The following is a 20211-nucleotide window of genomic DNA, read 5'->3' as shown; positions in this document are numbered from 1 at the left end:
TTGCGCCGGATAGCCTCTTAAGATGAGGCGGACTTGGCTTCGAGCGTGTTCAACACGAACCACCGGCGCGCATGTGTCCGACACGGACACTCTCAGGAGATTTCATGGCAGTATCTAACCCCACGCGGGAGGACTTTGCAGCCCTCCTCGAAGAATCCTTCGCACAGACCGATCTGGCCGAAGGCTATGTGACCAAGGGCATCGTCACCGCGATCGAAAAGGATATGGCGGTTGTCGACGTCGGCCTTAAGGTCGAAGGTCGCATCGCGCTGAAGGAATTCGGCGTCAAGGGCAAGGACGGTTCGCTGAAGGTCGGCGACGAAGTCGAAGTCTATGTCGAGCGCATCGAAAACGCCCTCGGCGAAGCTGTTCTGTCGCGCGAGAAGGCTCGCCGCGAAGAAAGCTGGGTCAAGCTCGAAGCCAAGTTCGAGGCCGGCGAGCGCGTCGAAGGCATCATCTTCAACCAGGTCAAGGGTGGTTTCACCGTCGATCTGGACGGCGCCGTGGCCTTCCTTCCGCGTTCGCAGGTCGACATCCGTCCGATCCGCGACGTCACCCCGCTGATGCACAACCCGCAGCCCTTCGAAATCCTCAAGATGGACAAGCGTCGCGGCAACATCGTCGTTTCGCGCCGTACCGTTCTCGAAGAGTCCCGTGCCGAGCAGCGTTCTGAAATCGTTCAGAACCTCGAAGAAGGCCAGGTTGTCGACGGCGTCGTCAAGAACATCACCGACTACGGTGCGTTCGTCGACCTCGGCGGCATCGACGGCCTGCTGCACGTCACCGATATGGCATGGCGTCGCGTCAACCATCCGTCGGAAATCCTGTCCATCGGCCAGTCGGTCAAGGTACAGATCATCCGCATCAACCAGGAAACCCACCGCATCTCGCTCGGCATGAAGCAGCTCGAGTCGGATCCGTGGGATGGCATCGCGGCCAAGTACCCGATCGGCAAGAAGATCTCCGGTACGGTCACGAACATCACCGACTACGGTGCGTTCGTCGAGCTGGAGCCGGGCATCGAAGGCCTGATCCACATCTCGGAAATGTCCTGGACCAAGAAGAACGTACACCCCGGCAAGATCCTGTCCACGACGCAGGATGTCGACGTTGTCGTTCTCGAAGTCGATCCGTCCAAGCGCCGTATCTCGCTCGGCCTCAAGCAGACGCTGGAAAACCCGTGGCAGGCATTCGCCTACTCGCATCCGGCCGGCACTGAAGTCGAAGGCGAAGTCAAGAACAAGACCGAGTTCGGCCTGTTCATCGGCCTCGAAGGCGACGTCGACGGCATGGTCCACCTCTCCGACCTCGACTGGAACCGTCCGGGCGAACAGGTCATCGAGGAGTACAACAAGGGCGACGTCGTCAAGGCTGTCGTTCTGGATGTGGACGTCGAGAAGGAGCGCATCTCGCTCGGCATCAAGCAGCTCGGCCGCGACTCGGTCGGTGATGCTGCCGCTTCCGGCGACCTGCGCAAGAACGCTGTCGTTTCCTGCGAAGTCATCGGCGTCAACGATGGCGGCATCGAAGTGAAGCTCGTCAACCACGACGACATCACCTCGTTCATCCGTCGTGCCGACCTGTCGCGCGACCGCGACGAACAGCGTCCGGAGCGTTTCTCAGTTGGTCAGGTTGTCGACGCACGCGTCACCAACTTCTCCAAGAAGGATCGCAAGGTCATGCTGTCGATCAAGGCTCTCGAGATCGCCGAAGAGAAGGAAGCCGTCGCTCAGTTCGGCTCGTCCGACTCCGGTGCGTCGCTCGGCGACATCCTGGGCGCAGCCCTGAAGAACCGCGGCAACAACGAGTAATCGCTGTTACCGAACAGAACGAAGGCCGTCGGACGAAAGTCCGGCGGCCTTTTTCGTTTCCGGGACCAGGGGCCCGGTTAGCTCAGGTCAGGCGAGATCGGCCATGCGGCGGTAGAGATCCTGGGCGTTGTCGAGCGAAGGGTCGCCCTCGCCCTCGTCACCGTCGTCGTCACCGTCCTTGTCGCCGGGCGCACCATCGGCCGGATCCTCGTCCTTGCCCTGCGCGTCCTGGTGGGAAGAGCGGCCGTCGCCTTCGTCATCGATGGCGGAGAGCCTTTCGACGTCGCGCTCCTCTTCCTCGGGTGCTTCCGGCGCCGGTGGATAGGTCACCAGAATCTGGGCAAGGCCTTCGCGCGCAAGCATGGGCGCCGCAAGGATAAAGGCCGCAGGATCGGTGAGCGGCTGGGCTATCGCGACCATCTGGGCGACCGCCCTGCTGCCGGAGGGTTGTGCTTCCGCGGCAGGAATGCCTTGGAGGTCGGCGGGACGGGCCAGGGCCGTCTCCCCCTGCCCGGGCAGGGAAGCGCCAGCCGGCGGACGGACGGGTTGGGCGGCGCTCTCGGCGATTGGCTGATCTCCCCCGGACGGGGGGAGGGCCCGCAGGCCGGAAACCCTGCCGGTACTTGCAGCCTCCCCGGATTGGCTGACGGATGCCGGGCCCTGGAACAGCACATCCTGCAACAACCTGCTTTTTGAATCCGCGACCGCCTGATGGGCGAGCCGCGCCAGCGCCGGGCCATCGTATATGGCGGGCGCTCCAGCAGTCGCACGCCTTGCCGACGGAGGCTGGAGTGCGGCGTCTGGGCGGGATGTGGCGGGGTTTGCGGCGACCGGCGAACGGCTGCCACCGGCCTCTTCCGGCTGCAGATCGTCGGGACCGGCCGGAAGCGAACCTTGACCGGAAGCCGGAGCAGGCGCCGTGCCGCGGGTCGTGGCCGGTGCCGGGTCCTGCGTCGCAAGCAAGGCAGTCCGCGGTTCCTGAGCGGTGACCGCGACCGGCAGGGCCGGCGACGCGGAGCCTGTGGTGGCCGGCAGGGACGTCGGGGCGGCTGTTGGCGGAGAAGGCGTTGCCTCGCCTCGACCGGATGCGGGCGGAATCGCAGCGAGCTCGCCTGCAACGGTCTTCGCGAAAATCGGCGCGCTCGCGTTGCCTCCGGCCTCTCCTGAGATCGCCGTTCGGTGCACCGGCGCGCCGGGCGAAGCCGCTGCGGCGTCGTTCTGCCGGTAGGAGCTTACGACGGCCCGGGCGGCTGCATCGCGACCGGCTGCCGGCGGACCTTCCAGAGAGGCGGTGAGCCTTGCCGCCTCAGGGCCGGCCGGATTGTTCAGGATGTCGATGAGAACGCGAAGGGTGATGCCGCGCACAAGCTGGGCGATGCTCTGCTCGACCGCGGATCGCTGGGACGGGCTCAGCGACTTCAGGGCATCCGCCAGCCTGCTCGTGTAGTCTTCAAGGCTCTCGCCTTCACGCCGGCTGATCTTCAGCAAGGTTCCCACGGTCTCGGCGAGAAGGGAGAGACCCTGGGCCATCTGGACCTGGCCGGAGAGCGAAAGTGTGTCGATCCGGCCGCCGCCGAGAAGGTCGGCGGGAAGAGGGCGGGTCGCAACGGGGCTGCCGCTCGGAACGGCGGGCGAGGGGCGCATCGTCGGCCGGCTGGTATCCTGATGATCTGCGGAGGCGCTCAGTCCAGCACCAACAGGCGGCAGCATGATCTGCTCCATGTCTTCGCGATGGGCAAGACAGATCGGCTACTGCTGGGAAACTTCCTCGCAGCGCCTCGCGCCGCGGCCCGCGACGCCTCATGGCGCAACCATTGCCGATTGATGGACTAGGAGTGCAGCAAATTGGTTAACGCATGGTTAATGCGCCCGCGGCGCGCCGCCGATCGTCAGATTGCGGGGAGCGGTGTTACGCCCACGGCCTCTTCTTCAGAAGCGCGTAGAGGCCGATCTCATCGACGGTGACGGGGATCATCGTTGCGGCCTCGCCATCGATCGCAGCACTTGCGGCCAGTTCTTCGGCTGCCTCTGCGTTGACGGCGGTCACGTCAGCGAGCGGTGCCGGAGCGACGCCGTTTGCCGGCAGCGGTGCGTCCTGAGGGACCTGGGTCTCTGGGCCGACAGTCTCGGCCAGTTCGACGGCCGCCGCCAGGACCAGCAACTCATCCGGTCGGGTATCGGCCTCCGCCGGTTCGGCCGTGGCCCGCTCGCTGTCGACTTCCGACGCCGCTTCCTGCATCTTCTGCACGGCTTCAAGCCCCGACGAGGCCTCCAGCATCCGGATGTCGCCCTGCCGCTCGGCCTGCGCCTGCGCATCGTCGACGCGCGTCGGATCATAACCCTGCGGACCGAGCTTGAGTTCTTCCAGTGTTTTCGGAGCGGCGACTTCCTCCAGGCGCTGGAGGACCCGCCGGACGTCGAAGCCGTTCGTGCCGCTCGCGGCGTTGGACAGCCCCTCCATCAGGCGCTGGTTGTCATCGCCGTGCGGGTTCTTGATCGCGGCGACGAGGGTATCGAGCGTGATCCCCATCGCGCGCAGCCCGAGGTCTCGCTCGAGCTTCATGAGCTCGACCGGATCGAGTTCCTTCAGCGCATCCTCGATCGCCTTTCCGAGTGCGTAATTGGATCTGTTCTCTTCGAGATCCATGCCCAGCTTTCCCACCAGGCGCTCGATAAGCTCGATCTTCAGCTGGTTCGGGTCGACGTGGTTGAGGCTGAACAGGGCCTCGGCGATCTTGTCTTTCGCGCGCTTGGCCTCTGTGCTGGCGCTGACACGGGCCTCGGCCACCATGTCCCGGCGCTTGCCGGTCGCCGCTTCCTCGTCTTCCCGACGCCGCTCCTCGATACTCTCGAGCACCGAGTGCATCAGGTTCGTCGCGACTTTGCCGAATGCTGCGTCTGTGGGAAGTATCATGATCCACCCGTGCCGGTCGCACGTGAGGATAGGATGACCGTCTTAATTGCACGTTAACCGGGCATGCCCGGAACCCGCGCGATCAGCTGTGGGCGAAGATGTCCGTCTCTTCCCAGCCCAGGAGGTCGAGCTTCGCCCGCGTCGGCAGGAATTCGAAGCAGGCCTGCGCGAGTTCAAGTCGATTGTCGCGCGTGAGACGCTGCGTGAGCTTATCCGCAAGCGCGTGAAGGTAGAGGACGTCGGACGCCGCATATTCCAGCTGGGCGGGCGAGAGCGTGTCGGCTGCCCAGTCCGACTGCTGCTGGGCCTTGGAAACGTCGATGTCGAGCATTTCCCGCAGGTTGTCCTTCAGCCCGTGGCGATCCGTATAGGTCCGTGTCAGTCGCGAAGCGATCTTGGTGCAGAAGACCGGCGTGGTGGTGACGCCGAACGTGTGAAACAGCACGGCGATATCGAAGCGGCCATAGTGGAAGATCTTTCGGCGCGACGAGTCGGCGAGCAGGCCCACGAGGTTCGGCGCATGCTTCTGCCCGGCAGCGATGCGGATGACATCCGCCGTCCCGTCGCCGGGCGACAGCTGCACGACGCAGAGGCGGTCGCGGCGCGGAACAAGCCCGAGCGTCTCGGTGTCGATCGCGATGTCGCCGGTGTAGCGGGCGGCATCGGCCGCGGAAATGTCACCTTCGTGGTAGCGAATGCTGCTCATCGTCTGCCCCATGGATTGCTCCAGTGGCAATGCCACAGAGCCGGCCCCGCGGCAAGGCGGAGCACCGGCTTCGGCCAACTTGGCCCTGACCGAGAGCTCTGCGCCGCATGCATTGCTGCAATGCACTTTAGCTCTTGGCAATGCATCAGGCGCACCCTATATGTCTGGCATCGAAGCGACGCACTCCTCCTCCCAGCGTCGTTAGATGAGATCGGCAATCTCCTCCTCCTCCCAATTGCCGATCAAGTTTAAAGCCCGACGCACCTCCTCCCGCGTCGGGCTTTTTCCGTTTCAGGACGTCGTTTTTACGTCTCGTCCGGGAGCTTCGACCTCAAGCGCATGGCGTTGCATGGCGTAGCTAAAGGAAATAGAGGCGTGCCGCCGAGCGCAGTGCGCCCGGCTACGCAGCCGATCTCAGTTGCATTCCAGCCCCTGGTCGAGATAGCCCGCAACCCCCTCAGGCGGTGCCGGAATCGGCGACGCGCGGCGAACGGCGCCGACAATGTAATTGTCGATCGCAGAGTTCCCCGAAGACCTCGAGAGCGAGACATTGGTGATATTGCCCTTGCCGTCGAAGCTGAAGCGAACGGCGGCAGTCCCCGTATCATTACCGGGGCACCTGCGCGTGTTGCGCATGATCTTTGCCCGTACGCGGGACCTCCATTTTGCGGGCGATACGGACGACTGCGTGGAGCCAACGGTCGTCTGGCTGGCCGCCGTGCGTTCGGAGGGCTTCGTCTGGAGCTTGGCCTGCTGCGTCGCCTTGGAGGCCTGGGGCTGCTTCTGGACGCGCTTCGGGGGCTGCTTCTTCGGCTCCGGCGGTGGAGGAGGTCGCGAGACGGGCAGGGGGACTTCCACATTCTCCAGCGCCGCGATCATCTGCTCTTCGATCGGGTCGATTTCCTCTACGGGCTCCAGCGGCGGCTCGGGAATGGTTTCGGTGATCTCGGGCTCCGGTCGAACGGGCTCGGGTTCCGGGGTCGGTTCGATCGGCTCGGCGATCTCTTCCGGAGGCGGAGGGTCCACAGGCTCGGGCAACGGTTCCGGCAGTGGTTCGGGCAGCGGCTCCTCGACGGGCTCGGTCTGGTTGCTGGCGACCTCCCGGGTATCTGTCTCGTCCGTCGCGACCTGGTCCTCTTCGGTGTTCGCAGCTTCCGGCTCGGCCGCAAGCTCGATCATGATCGCGGCAGGCGGTCCCTGGTCGGCCGCTGCCTCGGGCTCCTGGCGCAGCAGGACTGCGGCCCCTGCAATATGCGCCGTCAGGACGATGATTGCCGCCGACGACCAGAGCGCCAGTTCTCCGAACCGGCCGGCGCGGCCCGGCCGGGGGGCGAGGAGCGTCATTGCGTTCCTCCGCTCGCTGGAGAAACTGCCGGGGCCGCCTGCGCCGGCGCGGCGGGCGCTGCACCGGGGAGCGTCTCCAGGCCAACAAGCGCGATCTTGAGGTAGCCGGCGTCGCGCAGCAGGTTCATGACTTCCATGAACTGGCCGTACTCGATCGCCTTGTCGGCGCGCAGGAAGATCCGCGTGTCCTTGTCGCCTTCGGTCACCCGGTCGAGGGTCATCGCCAGCTGCTCGCGCTGGACCGGGTCATTTCCGAGATTGAGGCCGAGGTCTTCCTTGACGGTGAGGTAGAGTGGCTCGTCCGGCCGCTCGGCCGGCTGCGCCGAGGAGGCGGGAAGGTCGACGTTCACGTCCACCGTTGCAAGCGGCGCCGCCACCATGAAGATGATCAGCAGCACCAGCATCACGTCGATGAACGGCGTTACGTTGATCTCGTGGTTCTCGGCGAGTTCGTCACCGTGGTTTTCGCGGATGCCGCCGGCCATCGATCATTCTCCCGCCACGAGGGAGACGGTCGCCTTGCGGCTGCCGGGCGGCACCTTGCGGAAGTCGAGGTCGCGGCTGACCAGCCGCTCGACGCCTGCGGCCGCATCAGCCAGGAGCTGGCGGTAGCCGGTGATAGAACGGGCAAAGACGTTATAGATGACGACGGCCGGGATCGCGGCGACAAGGCCGATGGCGGTCGCAAGGAGGGCTTCGGCGATGCCGGGTGCCACGACTGCGAGGTTCGTCGTCTGCGATTCCGAGATCCCGATGAAGGAGTTCATGATCCCCCAGACAGTGCCGAACAGGCCGACGAAGGGAGCGGTGGAGCCGATCGTCGCAAGAACGCCGGTGCCGCGCGACATGCGCCGGCCGGCATAGGATTCGATGCGGGAGAGCGAGGAGGCGACCCGTTCCTTCACCCCGCCGTTATGGGCGTGATCGAGCGCTGCTTCGGAAAGGCGTACCTCGTCGGCTGCCGAACGCAGCATCAGGGCGGCGGGACCGCCGCGCTTGCCAAGCTCGTTGATCGCGTCGGCAAGGGTCGCGGAGCCGCGGATGATCTTCAGCGTGCCGCCTGCACGCGCCCGGGCACCGGCAAGCTCCAGCGTCTTTGCCAGCCAGACGGTCCAGGTTACCAGCGAGGCGAAGGCAAGACCGATCATCACGGCCTTGACCACCCAGTCGGCGGCCATGAACATTCCCCATGGCGACAGGTCGTGCGGGATGTCGGAGCGTTCGCCGGCCGGCAGCAGATCCTGCATCATTGCCGGGACGCCGACAGCCGGGGCCTCGGTCGCGTCCGGCGCTCCGGTCGCGGCCTCTGCATTCGTGGAAGCTGTCGCGTCGACGGGGCCCGGCAGCCCGGGTGCCGCCGCGGGTGCCGGCTGATCGGAAGCGGGTGCCGGCGCCTGCGCAGCCGCGGCCGGAGGTGCAGCTTCTGTGGTGGTCGCCTGATTGCCGCCGGCTTCGGGGGCGGGCGCGACGGCCGGGGCCTGTACCGGGACGGGCGGCGTCTGCGCTGCGGGTTCGGCGGGGCTGGCCTGCGAGGCCGCCGGCGGCGGCGCGACGTCCTGCGCCTGCGCGGGCAGGGCGAGCAGCAGGGCGCCGAGGAAGGCAGGCGCCAGCAGGGGGCGATGTGGAAGACGGGCGGGCGCTATCGACATTTTCAGGCTCTCCGGAATGCGAGCCTGGTCGTTCACGACGACCCGGGCTCCGGAACGGAAGACCGGATTGGCCCGATCTCTTTCACGGCCACTCGATAATAAACATGAGTTTGGTTGGCAACAAATAAATCTTCAACCTGCTCATCGGAATCTGCACCCGCCGCAACAGAGCCCTTCCGACGGAACTTGCCGTGGCAAGTGTCCGCCGGAAATTCTGCTCAGCGGGCGAGCCAGCCGCCGTCGACCGGCAGCACGACGCCGTGAACATAGTCCGATGCCGGCGACGCCAGGAAGACGGCAGCGCCGCCCAGTTCGTCCGGCCGGCCCCAATGTCCTGCGGGAATGCGGCCGAGGATCGCGGCGTTGCGATCCGGGTCCTTGCGCAGGGCCTCCGTATTGTTGGTCTCGAAGTAACCCGGGGCAATCGCGTTGACGTTGATACCCTTGCCCGCCCATTCGCAGGCCAGAAGGCGGGTAAGGCCCGCAAGGCCGCTCTTGGACGCGGTATAGGAGGGGATGCGGATGCCTCCCTGGAAGGAAAGCAGCGAGGCGATGTTGACGATCTTGCCGCCCTTGCCTTCCGCGATCAGGTGGCGGGCGAAGGCCTGGCTCAGGAAGAAGACGCTCTTCAGGTTGACGTCCATGACGTCGTCCCAGTCGGCCTCCGTAAAGTCCACGGCATCGGCGCGGCGGATGATGCCGGCATTGTTGACGAGGATGTCCGCCCTGCCGCTCCATGCGAGCGTTTGCGCGATCACGTCCTGCACTGGTTCGATCGTCGAAAGGTTCGCCTTGATGAAGTGGCCCCTGCCGCGGCCGTCCTTGGCGATGGCGGCTTCCGTTTCGGCCATGGACGAGCGGCCGACCAGCGCGACGTCTGCGCCCGCCCCCGCGAGTGCCACCGCGATCGCTTGGCCGAGGCCGGTATTCGCTCCGGTCACGATCGCCGTCTTGCCGGTCAGGTCGAATGATATGGTCACGTCTTGCTCCTCCGCATGTGACAAGAAAAAGCCGCCGGAAATCTCTTTCCGGCGGCCCCTGATGCTGTGCCCCGTCGCTTAGAGCGTGCGGGTGATGTGCTCCACGCGGAAGCACTCGATGACGTCGCCTGCGCGAATGTCCTCGTAGTTCTCGAAGGCCATGCCGCATTCCTGGCCGACCGGCACTTCCGCCACTTCGTCCTTGAAGCGCTTGAGCGTCTTGAGCTTGCCTTCGTGGATGACGACGTTGTCGCGCAGAAGGCGAACGCCTGCACCACGCTCGACCTTGCCTTCGGTTACGCGGCAACCCGCGACCTTGCCGATCTTGGTGATGTTGAACACCTCCAGGATCTCGGCATTGCCGAGGAAGGTTTCGCGCCGTTCAGGCGACAGCAGGCCGGACATAGCCGCCTTCACGTCATCCACCAGGTCGTAGATGATGTTGTAGTAGCGAATCTCGATACCGGAGCGCTCGGAGGCCGCACGGGCCTGCGCATTGGCGCGAACGTTGAAGCCGATGATCGCGGCGTTCGACGCCTCCGCCAGCGAGATGTCGGACTCGGTGATGGCGCCTGCGCCCGAATGGACGATCCGGACCCGCACTTCGTCGGTTCCGAGCTTCTCCAGCGCGCCGGCGATGGCTTCGATCGAGCCCTGCACGTCGCCCTTGATCAGCAGCGGGAATTCCTTCAGGCCGGAGCTCTGAAGCTGCGTCATCATCTGCTCGAGCGAACCGCGCGAGCCGGACTGGCGGGCAGCCGCCTTGTCGCGGGCAAGCCGCTGGCGGTACTCGGTGATCTCGCGTGCGCGGCTCTCGCTTTCGACGACCGCGAAGCGATCGCCGGCCGCGGGCGTACCCGACAGGCCGAGAACTTCCACCGGCGTGGCCGGCCCGGCTTCCTTCACATGCTCGCCCTTGTCCGTGACGAGCGCGCGAACGCGGCCCCACTGGTCGCCTGCGACCAGGATCTGGCCGGGCCTCAGCGTGCCCTTCTGGACGAGGACCGTCGCGACGGCGCCGCGGCCACGGTCGAGCTGCGCTTCGATGACCGTGCCTTCGGCCGTCCGGTTCGGATTGGCCTTCAGGTCGAGGATTTCGGCCTGCAGCAGGATCGCTTCGAGCAGCTTGTCGAGATTGGTCTTGTTCTTGGCCGAGACCTCGACGTCGAGCACTTCGCCGCCCATGCTTTCGACGAAGACCTCATGCTGCAGGAGTTCCGTGCGGACCTTCTGTGCATTGGCCGTCGGCTTGTCGACCTTGTTGATCGCCACGATGATCGGCACGTTGGCCGCCTTGGCGTGGTTGATGGACTCGATCGTCTGCGGCATCACGCTGTCGTCGGCCGCGACCACGAGGATCGCGATGTCGGTCGCCTGCGCACCACGGGCACGCATTGCGGTGAAGGCCGCGTGGCCGGGCGTATCGATGAAGGTGATCTTCTGACCGTTCTGCTCGACCTGGTAGGCACCGATATGCTGGGTGATGCCACCTGCTTCGCCGGCGACCACATTGGCCTGGCGGATGGCGTCGAGCAGCGACGTCTTGCCGTGGTCGACGTGGCCCATGATGGTGACCACCGGTGGGCGCGGCAGCATCTCGCCTTCGTCGTCCGCGACATCGAAAATGCCTTCCTCGACGTCGGATTCGGATACGCGCTTGACGGTGTGGCCGAATTCGACGGCGATGAGTTCAGCGAGGTCGGCGTCGATGACGTCGCCCGGCTTCATCATCTGGCCTTCCTTCATCAGGAACTTGATGACGTCGACGGCGCGTTCGGACATGCGCTGCGACAGTTCCTGGATGGTGATGGTTTCCGGCAGGATGACCTCGCGCATGACCTTTTCGCGCGGTTCCTGCATCTGGCTACGGCGGAACTTCTCCTGCCGACGGCGCATCGATGCGAGCGAGCGACCGCGCGACGGCGTTCCCTCGTCGTCGGTGCTGACGGTGGTGACGGTCAGCTTGCCGCGGCGGCGCTCCTCGTCGGTCTTGGGACGCGGCGGGACCTTGGCCGGTGCGGGCACGGGAGCGCGACCACGCGAAGGCAGGCCACGCGGTGCAGCGCGGTCCTCTTCCTCCTCGTCGCCGGCTCTGCGGCCGCGGCCAGCGACCGGAGTTGCCGGCGCAGCAGGCTGCGGACGGGCAGCGGCCGGCCTTGCGGCAGCCGCGGCCGGAGCGGCGGCGACCGGTGCCTCGGCCTGGGGTGCGGGCTCCTCGACCGGAGCGGGCTCGGCAGCGCGACGGGCTGCCTCGGCTGCTTCCTCGGCCTTGCGGCGTTCTTCTTCAACCTTGCGGCGTGCTTCGTCCTCGGCCCTCTGCTTGGCCTCGATCACTTCGCGCGCCTGGGCTTCCTGGAGGGCGCGGCGACGCGCTTCCATCTCGCCGGCGGAAAGGTCGTGCAGAACCGCGCCGCGCGGGCGTTCCGGCTGGCGTCCCTGCGACGACGGTGCGGCGGGACGCTGGCCCTGGGGAGACGGTTGATGGACGCGGGGTACGGGTGCCTGCGGCTGGCGCGGCGCGGGCGCTACCGGTTCCGGTGCGCGTGCTGCTGCGGGAGCCGGTGCCGTGAATGCCGGTTTGTCGTCTTCGGGGCGGATCGGACGGCGCTTGCGGGTCTCGACCACCACCGCCTTGGTGCGGCCGCGGCCCATGTCCTGGCGCACCGTGCCCTGGCTCACTCCCGAAGGCTTCAGGGTGAGGGTCTTCTTGACTCCGAGCGTCTTGTCGTCGTTGTTGTCGGTCATTCCGTTCCTGTTCCTTCAAACGAGGACGGATGACGGACATCAGACCTCGTTTTTCAATGCGTGTCTCTCGGTGCGGCGGCCGGCTGCTGCCGGTGACCGCGTCATGTCTGTGGCCGGCGTGCGCCGCCACCTGCTCCCGATTGACCGGCACCGCGGTACTTTTCGAGCATGGTTGCGCGCTTCACTACACCCTCACCCGCCTGTCCGGCAAGCGCCGCGGCATGGATAAAAGCATTCTGGCCTAACAGATCGTCCATTTCCGCTCCCGTGAAGAACGAAAAGGACGGTATGTCTTCTTCGGCATTCGTGCCGAGTTTCCAGGCCTTGCGGGCCTGGTCTATCTTGCGTACGCCGTCGGCGGCCGCATCGGCGGCGTGGAATACCGCGAGCGCCTCTCCGGACCGGACAGCCGCGTCCACTTTCATGGCGCCGCTGACGAACTGGCCCGCTTTCCGGGCGAGGTTCATCATCCCCACGAGATCGGCCGCCATCAGCCGATCGACGAGGGCCCCGAGTTCGGGGCCGGCCTTCACCTCCCGCTTGAGGGCACGGGAGAAAAGCTTGCGCTGCACGGCGCGATCGACAAGTTCCCGCTCCGCCTTGATCCAGCAGCCCCGTCCCGGCAGCTGCCGCTTGAGGTCCGGCGTCACCGTGCCGTCCGGTCCTGCAACGAACCGGATCAGCATTTCCGGCGAGACCGCCTCGCGGGTGACGATGCAGGTGCGATCATTCACGACCAGTTCCACATCGTCATGCTCCTGGGCGACGTCCTCCGCCATCATTCCTCGGTGGCGGCTTCCGCCTCCTCGACTTCTTCAGCCTGTTCAGCCGCGAGGTCTTCCTCGGTGATCCAGCCTGCGAGCAGGCGGGCCTGGACGATCATGTTCTCCGCCTCGGGGCGGGAAACGTCGAACTTGGAGAAGATGCCCTCGAACTTCTTGGTCTCTCCGTCCTTGCGTTCGCTCCATCCGACGAGGTCGTCTGCGGCGCAGCCGGCGAAGTCCTCGACGGTCTTGATGCCGTCCTCGCCGAGGGCAACCAGCATCTGGCCGTTCAGGCCGTCGATCTGGCGAAGCTCGTCCTGGACGCCGAGTTCCTTGCGCTTGGTATCCATTTCTTCCTCGATCTTCTCGAGGTATTCGCGGGCGCGGGTCTGGATCTCCTGCGCGGTGTCTTCGTCGAAGCCCTCGATGGAGGAAATTTCGTCGAGATCGACATAGGCGAGTTCCTCGACGGCGGCGAAGCCCTCCGAAGCAAGCACCTGGCCGACCATCTCGTCGACGTCGAGCGCTTCCATGAAGAGGTTGGTGCGCTCGTTGAATTCCTTCTGCCGGCGCTCCGACTCTTCCTGTTCCGTCAGGATGTCGATGTCCCAGCCGGTCAGCTGCGACGCAAGGCGGACGTTCTGGCCGCGGCGGCCGATGGCGAGCGACAGCTGCTCGTCGGGAACCACGACTTCGATGCGTTCCGCATCCTCATCGAGAACGACCTTGGCGACTTCGGCCGGCTGCAGCGCGTTGACGATGAAGGATGCCGGATCGTTGGACCACGGAATGATGTCGATCTTTTCGCCCTGCAATTCGCCGACGACCGCCTGGACGCGCGAACCGCGCATACCGACGCAGGCGCCGACCGGATCGATGGAGGAATCGTTCGAAATGACGGCGATCTTGGCGCGGGAGCCGGGGTCGCGGGCAACCGACTTGATCTCGATGATGCCGTCGTAGATTTCCGGAACTTCCATGGTGAAGAGCTTCACCATGAACTGCGGATGGGTACGCGATAGGAAGATTTGCGGGCCGCGCTGTTCGCGACGCACGTCGTAGACGTAGGCGCGGACGCGGTCGCCGTAGCGCATGGTCTCGCGCGGGATCATCTCGTCGCGGCGGATAATGCCTTCGCCGCGGCCAAGATCGACGATGACGTTGCCGTATTCGACGCGCTTGACGGTGCCGTTGACGATCTCGCCGACGCGGTCCTTGAACTCGTCGTACTGGCGGTCACGCTCGGCTTCGCGGACCTTCTGCACGATCACCTGCTTGGCGGACTGCGCCGCAATGCGGCCGAAGTCCATCGGCGGCAGCGGGTCGGCGATGAAGTCCCCGATCTTGGCGTCCGGGTTGCGGTCGCGCGCCAGTTCCAGCGGGATCTGCGTGCCGTAGTCCTCGGCCTGCTCGACGACTTCGAGAAGGCGCTGAAGGCGGATTTCGCCGGTCTTGGAGTTGATGTCGGCGCGGATGTTGGTTTCCGAACCGTAGCGGGAGCGCGCAGCCTTCTGGATGGCGTCGGCCATCGCGGCCAGCACGATCTCGCGGTCGATGACCTTCTCACGTGCCACTGCATCCGCGATCTGCAGAAGCTCAAGCCGGTTTGCACTCACTGCCATTGTCGTTCGTCTCCGTCAGTCGAAAGGGTAGCGGCCGATCGGCCGATTGTTATTCGTCGTCTTCGCCGTTCTGGTTTGCGGCCTGCGCCTTTGCCAGCTTGTCGGCGCGCAGCGCATCCCGGATCAGGTCATCCGTCAGGATCAGCTTTGCTTCCGAGAGCGCCGAGAAGGGGATGGTGACGCTCGGCGCCTCGCCATACGCTACCTGGTCGCGCTCTATCGTGAAGCCTTCTTCATTCGCCTCGGTGATCTTGCCGCGGAACCGCTTGCGGTTGTCGACCATGATCGATGTCTCGCACTTCACGATATGGCCCTGCCAGCGCGAGAAATCGGACTTGCGGACCATCGGCCGGTCTATGCCGGGCGACGACACCTCGAGATGATATGCCTTATCGATCGGATCTTCCACATCCAGGACGGGTGAAATCGCCGTGGAGATCGCTTCGCAGTCCTCGACGGTCATCGTGCCGTCGTGCCGCTCGGCCATGATCTGCAGCGTCAGGCCGTTCTGGTTCAGCATCCGCACCCGGATGAGCCTGTAGCCCATGCCGGAAAGCACCGGCTCGATGATTTCGGCGACCCTCAGGTCGAGCCCTGTCTCGATGATGATGCGCGGTTCGTTTTCGGTTTGCGACATGGAAACTTTCGGTCGTCGTTGCCAGATGAGCCTCGGCCCGTGTCGATCGCCTAACAAAAAAGAGCGGGTCCCGGTGAGGCCCCACTCTTCATCAAACGATCAAGAATATGGGTCCCATATACGTGCTCCGGTCGGCTTTTGCAAGTGCGGGCCCCCAGTCTCATCCGGGCTGGCATCTGTCCAAGCCCGCCCTATACTCGAGGCTTCACCTGCAGACAGTTGGATTCCTGCGTGACAGACTCCCGATCGCCGTTCGCCCCGCTACGCCACCCGACCTATCGCAGCATGTGGATTGCCAGCATGGCATCCAACCTGGGAGGTCTCGTACAGGCGGTCGGTGCGGCGTGGATGATGACCGCGCTCACCACGTCCGAAAACCTGGTTGCCCTGGTCCAGGCGTCGACGGCCCTGCCGATCATGCTGTTCTCCGTCGTCTCCGGCGCGCTGGCGGACAGCTTCGACCGGCGCAGGGTCATGTTGACGGCGCAGTTCCTGATGCTCGCCGCCTCTCTCCTGCTGACGACCGTCGCTGCGCTCGACCTCCTGACCCCCTGGCTGTTGCTGATGTTCACCTTCGTCATCGGATCGGGTACGGCCCTCCACAACCCGTCCTGGCAGGCCTCCGTCGGCGACATCGTCCCGCGACCGGACCTGCCGGAAGCGGTCTCGCTCAACAGCGCAGGCTTCAACATCACGAGAAGCGTCGGGCCCGCGCTCGGGGGTGTGATCGTCGCGGTGGCCGGGGCAGCCGCTGCCTTTGCGGTCAATGCCGTCAGCTACTTCGCGCTGATCTATGCGCTGCTCCGCTGGAGACCGGAGGTTCCGAATAACCCGCTCCCCCGAGAGGCACTGGGCAGTGCCATTTCGGCCGGCTTCCGCTATGTCGCCATGTCGCCGAACCTCGAAAAGGTCATGCTCCGTGGCTTCGTCTTCGGCCTGTCGGCAGGTTCGGTGCTGGCACTGCTCCCGGTCGTTGCCCGCGATATCCTGGACGGCGGGGCGCTGACCTATGGTATCATGTTCGGCGCCTTCGGCGTCGGCGGGATCGCCGGTGCCTTCCTGAACGCGCACATCCGGCAGCGGCTGCGAAGCGAGGCTATCGTCCGCGTAAGCTTCACGGGATTTGCTATCAGCGCGGCGATCATCGGCCTCAGCGGATCGAGCGCCATTACCTTCGTGGCGCTGGTTCTAGCAGGCATATGCTGGGTCGTGACCCTGTCGCTCCTCAATACGGTCGTGCAGCTTTCGACACCGCGCTGGGTCGTGGGTCGTGCGCTTTCCCTATACCAGACCGCCACCTTCGGAGGCATTGCGGCCGGCAGCTGGCTCTGGGGTCAATGGGCGGAAGACCTCGGTCCCGCCAATGCCCTGGTTTCGTCCAGCCTGTTGATGCTGGCCGGCGCCGCCCTGGGCCTACGGCTGCCCATGCCGGATTTCCGCTCCCTGAACCTCGATCCCCTCAACCGCTTCGTCGAGCCGTCGCTCAGCCTGGAGATCCAGCCCCGAAGCGGGCCGATCGTCATCCAGGTGGACTACGACATCGCCGACGAGGACCTGCCGGAATTCCTGTCGCTGATGGCCGAGCGCCGCCGCATCCGCATTCGCGACGGCGCGCGCAACTGGGCCCTGATGCGCGATCTCCAGTATCCGGAAATCTGGACCGAGACCTACCATGTGCCGACATGGGTGGAATATGTCCGGCACAACCAGCGCCGCACGCAGGCCGATGCTGAGACGACGGACCGGATACTGGCGCTTCACCGCGGCGAACAGGTGCGCGTCCACCGGATGATCGAGCGCCAGGCCATCCCGTCGACGACGAACGATGTCTTCCACCAGCCGCACATCGATCCGCATTGACGGACTATTGCAGGCGGCCCTTCAGCGATGCGCTCGGGAAACAGGTTGGGGCGAGGCCGTTCTTCGCCTGCCAGTCGCCGAGCGAACGGCGGGTCTTGTAGCCGGCAAGCCCGTCCACCTTTCCGACATCATAGCCCTGTGCCACGAGCGTCTTCTGCATCGCCAGCACGTCTGAGCGCTTCATCCGCCCGACATCGCCCCAGGACTGCCGGAACGATCCCCCGCCATGGGCGATCCGGTCCGCGAGGTTGCCGATGAAGAGGGCGTAGAGGTCCGAGTTGTTGTATTGCTTGAGGACGTAGAAATTCGGGGTCACGATGAACTGGGGCCCGTGCCTGCCGGCCGGCACGAGCATCATGCCCTCCGCCCGGAGTTCATCGTCGGGAAAGCCGCGCCCGGAGGCTCGCACGATCCCGCTGCCGGCCCAGGAGGAAATCGGCCTGGCAAGGTCGGGCCCTTCCTGGGCGCAGCTGACACTCTCGGGGAGCGTCACTTCAAATCCCCAGTCGCGGCCCTTCTGCCATCCTTCACGGGCCAGATAGTTGGCGATCGAGGCAAGGCTGTCAGGCACCGAGTTCCAGATGTCGCGGCGACCGTCGCCGTCGAAGTCCACGGCATATTTCAGGTAGCTCGAAGGAAGAAACTGCGGCTGGCCAAGCGCGCCGGCCCAGGAGCCCATCATCTTCGACGCGGTGATGTCGCCGCCCTCGATCATGTGCAGCGCCGCGATCAGTTCAGAGCCGAACATGTCCCTGCGGGTCGACATGAAGGCCTTCGTCGCCAGCACCTCGATTGCCGAGTGCGGAAGCTTTGCCCGGCCGAAGCCCGACTCGCGGCCCCATATGGCGACGATGATCTCGCCGGGGACGCCGTAGGTGGCCTCGACCCGGGCCAGTGTCTTGCTGTGCTGGGCGGCGAGGCTTCGTCCCCTGGCGGCGAGGCCCTGCAGGCGCTTCTCGGAAAAATAGGCGCCGGGCGACGAAAACTCCGCCTGGCTCTGGTCCTGGCTCGGGGGCGGCTTGCTGCCGGGCGGCACGAGGTCGGGCAGGTCCCAGTTGAGCGTCACGCCCTGGAATGCGCTGGCAAGCGTCTTGTCAGAAATGCCGTTCCGTTTGGCCTCGGCGGCCAGATCACCGGTGATCCATCGCTGGAACTGCATCTCGACGTCCTGGCGAGACGCGGCATCAGCCGAGGCGGGAAGAAGGGCAAGCACCGCGGCGACGGCGAGAGCGAATTTTCGCATGGTTTCCTCCTCAGATCGCCGTCCGCGCCCGAAGCGCTGCCGTCAGCGTTCCCTCGTCGAGGTAGTCGAGTTCGCCGCCCACCGGCACGCCATGGGCAAGCCGGGTGATCTTCACGTCGAGACCCGCCAACTGGTCGGTTATATAGTGTGCTGTCGTCTGTCCCTCGACCGTCGCGTTGACGGCGATGATGACCTCCCGGACGCCGCCTTCGCTCACCCTCTCGATCAGCGGGCGGATGTTTAGGTCATCCGGCCCGACCCCGTCGAGCGGCGAAAGCGTCCCCCCGAGCACGTGATAGGCGGCATTCATGGCTCCCGCCCGTTCGAGGGCCCAGAGGTCCGAGACGTCCTCGACGACGATGATCATCGACTGGTCCCGGCGCGTGTCGGTGCAGACGGTACAGGGATCGACCGTATCGACATTGCCGCAGCGCGAGCAGACCTTCACCTTGTCATAGGCCTCGCCCATCGCCTGGCCGAGCGGGCCGAGCAACTGCTCCTTCTTCTTGATCAGGTGAAGGGCCGCCCGTCGCGCCGAGCGGGGCCCGAGGCCGGGGACCTTTGCCAGCAACTGGATGAGCTTTTCGATTTCGGGACCGGTAACGCGCTTTGCCATGTCCTCCCTTTAGCCCATATGCCCGTCGAACGGAATCATTGAAGGACCGATCGCCATGAAACTTCTCGCTGTCTGTCTCGGTCGTCCGCAGGCACTGCCGGGCAGGCGTCTCAGGACGGGAATTTTCAAGGCGCCGGTGGACGGGCCCGTCATGATCGGCCGCGAGGGGCTTGCCGGCGATGCGATCTGCAACGGCAAGTACCACGGCGGCGAGGAGCAGGCCGTGCTGCTCGAGGGGTCGCTGACGCTCGACTGGTGGTCGGCGCAACTGAGCTACGAGATCGCGCCCGGTACCTTCGGCGAAAACATCGTGGTCGCCGGTCTCGATAACCGGGACGTTTCGGCGGGCGATCGCTTCATGATCGGCAGCGTCGTGCTTGAAGCCACATCCCCGCGCACCCCGTGCGCGACGCTCGCCGCACGGATGGAGAGCCCGGCCATCGTCAAGGACTATATCCGCGCCGGCCGGCCGGGGATCTATTGCAGGGTGATTGAACCCGGCACCGTCCGGGCGGGCGACGAGGTCCGGCACCACCCGTTCGAAGGCCCCAGGATAGGCATTCCGGAGATGATGACGAAGTTCGGAAAACGTCTCTCCGAAGAGGATGGGAGACGGTTCCTGTCCGCCCCCATCCACGCGGACATGCGTGCCGCGATCGAAGCTGGAAAGCCGGCGAAGTTCTAGTTCAGCGCGCCGCGATGGCCGCCGCCGCGCCTGCCATCGTGCCTGCCGAGACCCGGTTGGCGATCTTCACGGCCCGGCGGCTCCTCAGGAACTGCCGTGCACGCGCGGCAAGCATGACCCAGCTCAGGTGCACGACCACCAGCGTCAGGAACATCGCGCCCAGCAATTCCAGCCATCCCACCGGTGTGACGCCCGCAAGATCGATGATCGAGGGCAGAAGCGCCACGTAGAAGATCATGATCTTCGGATTGCCGAGCGTCACCGTCAGCCCGGCGATGAACATCTTGAGCGCCGAACGGCTTTCCGGAATGGCCTCGCCCGGTTCGGCGGGCTCGGAGAACCACATCTTCCAGGCCAGATAGAGAAGATAGCCGACGCCGATCCATTTGATGGCGACAAAGACCGGCTGGAAGCTTTCCGCGATCGCCGCAAGACCGGCGACCGCCAGCGACAGCCAGATCGCCTCGCCGACCCACATGGCCAGGAGGAACGGCAACACATCACGCGCGCCCCGCGAGAGGACGCGCGCCACGAGAGCAGCGATACTTGGGCCCGGAGATCCGGCAGCAACGAAAAGGGTAGTCGCAAAAACAAGCAGGGAGGCGAGTGTCATGGCGTCCTCCGACAACCAGGAA

General features: G+C 65.3%; 17 protein-coding genes. 3 read left to right on the top strand and 14 right to left on the bottom strand.

The features are described from left to right. Positions 1 to 104 precede the first annotated feature (104 nt). Positions 105 to 1811, top strand: coding sequence for a 30S ribosomal protein S1 (gene rpsA / locus ACWGPT_RS04455; protein WP_452604372.1), 1707 nt, complete (start codon positions 105 to 107; stop codon positions 1809 to 1811). Positions 1812 to 1898: 87 nt separating this feature from the next. Here the strand turns inward: rpsA and ACWGPT_RS04450 are convergent, their stop codons facing one another. The 11 genes from ACWGPT_RS04450 to rimP form a co-directional block, all read right to left on the bottom strand. Continuing rightward, complete coding sequence (locus tag ACWGPT_RS04450; RefSeq protein ID WP_452604371.1) at positions 1899 to 3521, bottom strand: hypothetical protein; 1623 nt, start codon at positions 3519 to 3521, stop codon at positions 1899 to 1901. A 199-nt stretch (positions 3522 to 3720) separates the two neighbouring features. Beyond that, a complete protein-coding gene (locus tag ACWGPT_RS04445; protein WP_452604370.1) occupies positions 3721 to 4725 on the bottom strand; it encodes a hypothetical protein in 1005 nt (334 codons plus the stop codon). Positions 4726 to 4807: 82 nt separating this feature from the next. After that, positions 4808 to 5431 (bottom strand): ribonuclease D, encoded by a 624-nt coding sequence (locus ACWGPT_RS04440; protein ID WP_452604522.1) that lies wholly within the window; start codon positions 5429 to 5431, stop codon positions 4808 to 4810. Positions 5432 to 5845: 414 nt separating this feature from the next. Then, complete coding sequence (locus tag ACWGPT_RS04435) at positions 5846 to 6775, bottom strand: TonB family protein (RefSeq protein WP_452604369.1); 930 nt, start codon at positions 6773 to 6775, stop codon at positions 5846 to 5848. Next, positions 6772 to 7260, bottom strand: a complete 489-nt coding sequence (gene exbD / locus ACWGPT_RS04430; RefSeq protein ID WP_452604368.1) for a TonB system transport protein ExbD — start codon at positions 7258 to 7260, stop codon at positions 6772 to 6774. The genes ACWGPT_RS04435 and exbD overlap by 4 nt, the downstream gene beginning before the upstream one ends. A 3-nt stretch (positions 7261 to 7263) precedes the next feature. Next, the gene (exbB, locus tag ACWGPT_RS04425; protein ID WP_452604367.1) at positions 7264 to 8424 is read right to left on the bottom strand and encodes a tonB-system energizer ExbB; all 1161 of its coding nucleotides are present in this window, start codon (positions 8422 to 8424) and stop codon (positions 7264 to 7266) included. A 218-nt stretch (positions 8425 to 8642) separates the two neighbouring features. Next, a complete protein-coding gene (kduD, locus tag ACWGPT_RS04420; protein WP_452604366.1) occupies positions 8643 to 9404 on the bottom strand; it encodes a 2-dehydro-3-deoxy-D-gluconate 5-dehydrogenase KduD in 762 nt (253 codons plus the stop codon). 78 nt (positions 9405 to 9482) lie between these two features. After that, a complete protein-coding gene (gene infB, locus ACWGPT_RS04415) occupies positions 9483 to 12149 on the bottom strand; it encodes a translation initiation factor IF-2 (protein WP_452604365.1) in 2667 nt (888 codons plus the stop codon). A 101-nt stretch (positions 12150 to 12250) separates the two neighbouring features. After that, positions 12251 to 12928, bottom strand: a complete 678-nt coding sequence (locus tag ACWGPT_RS04410) for an RNA-binding protein (RefSeq protein WP_452604364.1) — start codon at positions 12926 to 12928, stop codon at positions 12251 to 12253. Next, on the bottom strand, positions 12928 to 14535 hold the full coding sequence (gene nusA / locus ACWGPT_RS04405) for a transcription termination factor NusA (RefSeq protein ID WP_452604363.1): 1608 nt from the start codon (positions 14533 to 14535) through the stop codon (positions 12928 to 12930). The genes ACWGPT_RS04410 and nusA overlap by 1 nt, the downstream gene beginning before the upstream one ends. A 49-nt stretch (positions 14536 to 14584) precedes the next feature. After that, complete coding sequence (rimP, locus tag ACWGPT_RS04400; protein ID WP_452604362.1) at positions 14585 to 15172, bottom strand: ribosome maturation factor RimP; 588 nt, start codon at positions 15170 to 15172, stop codon at positions 14585 to 14587. A gap of 231 nt (positions 15173 to 15403) precedes the next feature. Between rimP and ACWGPT_RS04395 the strand changes: the two genes are divergently transcribed. Further along, entirely contained in the window at positions 15404 to 17032 is a 1629-nt protein-coding gene (locus ACWGPT_RS04395; RefSeq protein ID WP_452604361.1) for an MFS transporter, read from the top strand. Positions 17033 to 17036: 4 nt separating this feature from the next. Here ACWGPT_RS04395 and ACWGPT_RS04390 read toward each other — a convergent pair whose 3' ends face one another. After that, positions 17037 to 18275, bottom strand: coding sequence for a lytic murein transglycosylase (locus tag ACWGPT_RS04390; protein ID WP_452604360.1), 1239 nt, complete (start codon positions 18273 to 18275; stop codon positions 17037 to 17039). A 10-nt stretch (positions 18276 to 18285) separates the two neighbouring features. Then, positions 18286 to 18891 (bottom strand): recombination mediator RecR, encoded by a 606-nt coding sequence (recR, locus tag ACWGPT_RS04385; protein WP_452604359.1) that lies wholly within the window; start codon positions 18889 to 18891, stop codon positions 18286 to 18288. 55 nt (positions 18892 to 18946) lie between these two features. Between recR and ACWGPT_RS04380 the strand changes: the two genes are divergently transcribed. Next, the gene (locus ACWGPT_RS04380; protein WP_452604358.1) at positions 18947 to 19576 is read left to right on the top strand and encodes an MOSC domain-containing protein; all 630 of its coding nucleotides are present in this window, start codon (positions 18947 to 18949) and stop codon (positions 19574 to 19576) included. A gap of 1 nt (position 19577) precedes the next feature. Here the strand turns inward: ACWGPT_RS04380 and ACWGPT_RS04375 are convergent, their stop codons facing one another. Then, positions 19578 to 20189, bottom strand: a complete 612-nt coding sequence (locus ACWGPT_RS04375; protein WP_452604357.1) for a LysE family translocator — start codon at positions 20187 to 20189, stop codon at positions 19578 to 19580. Positions 20190 to 20211 lie beyond the last annotated feature (22 nt).

The sequence above is a fragment of the Pseudorhizobium sp. NPDC055634 genome, assembly GCF_053618655.1.
The sequence above is the reverse complement of the archived record's forward strand: the minus strand, read 5'-3'. Positions and strand labels throughout refer to the sequence as shown.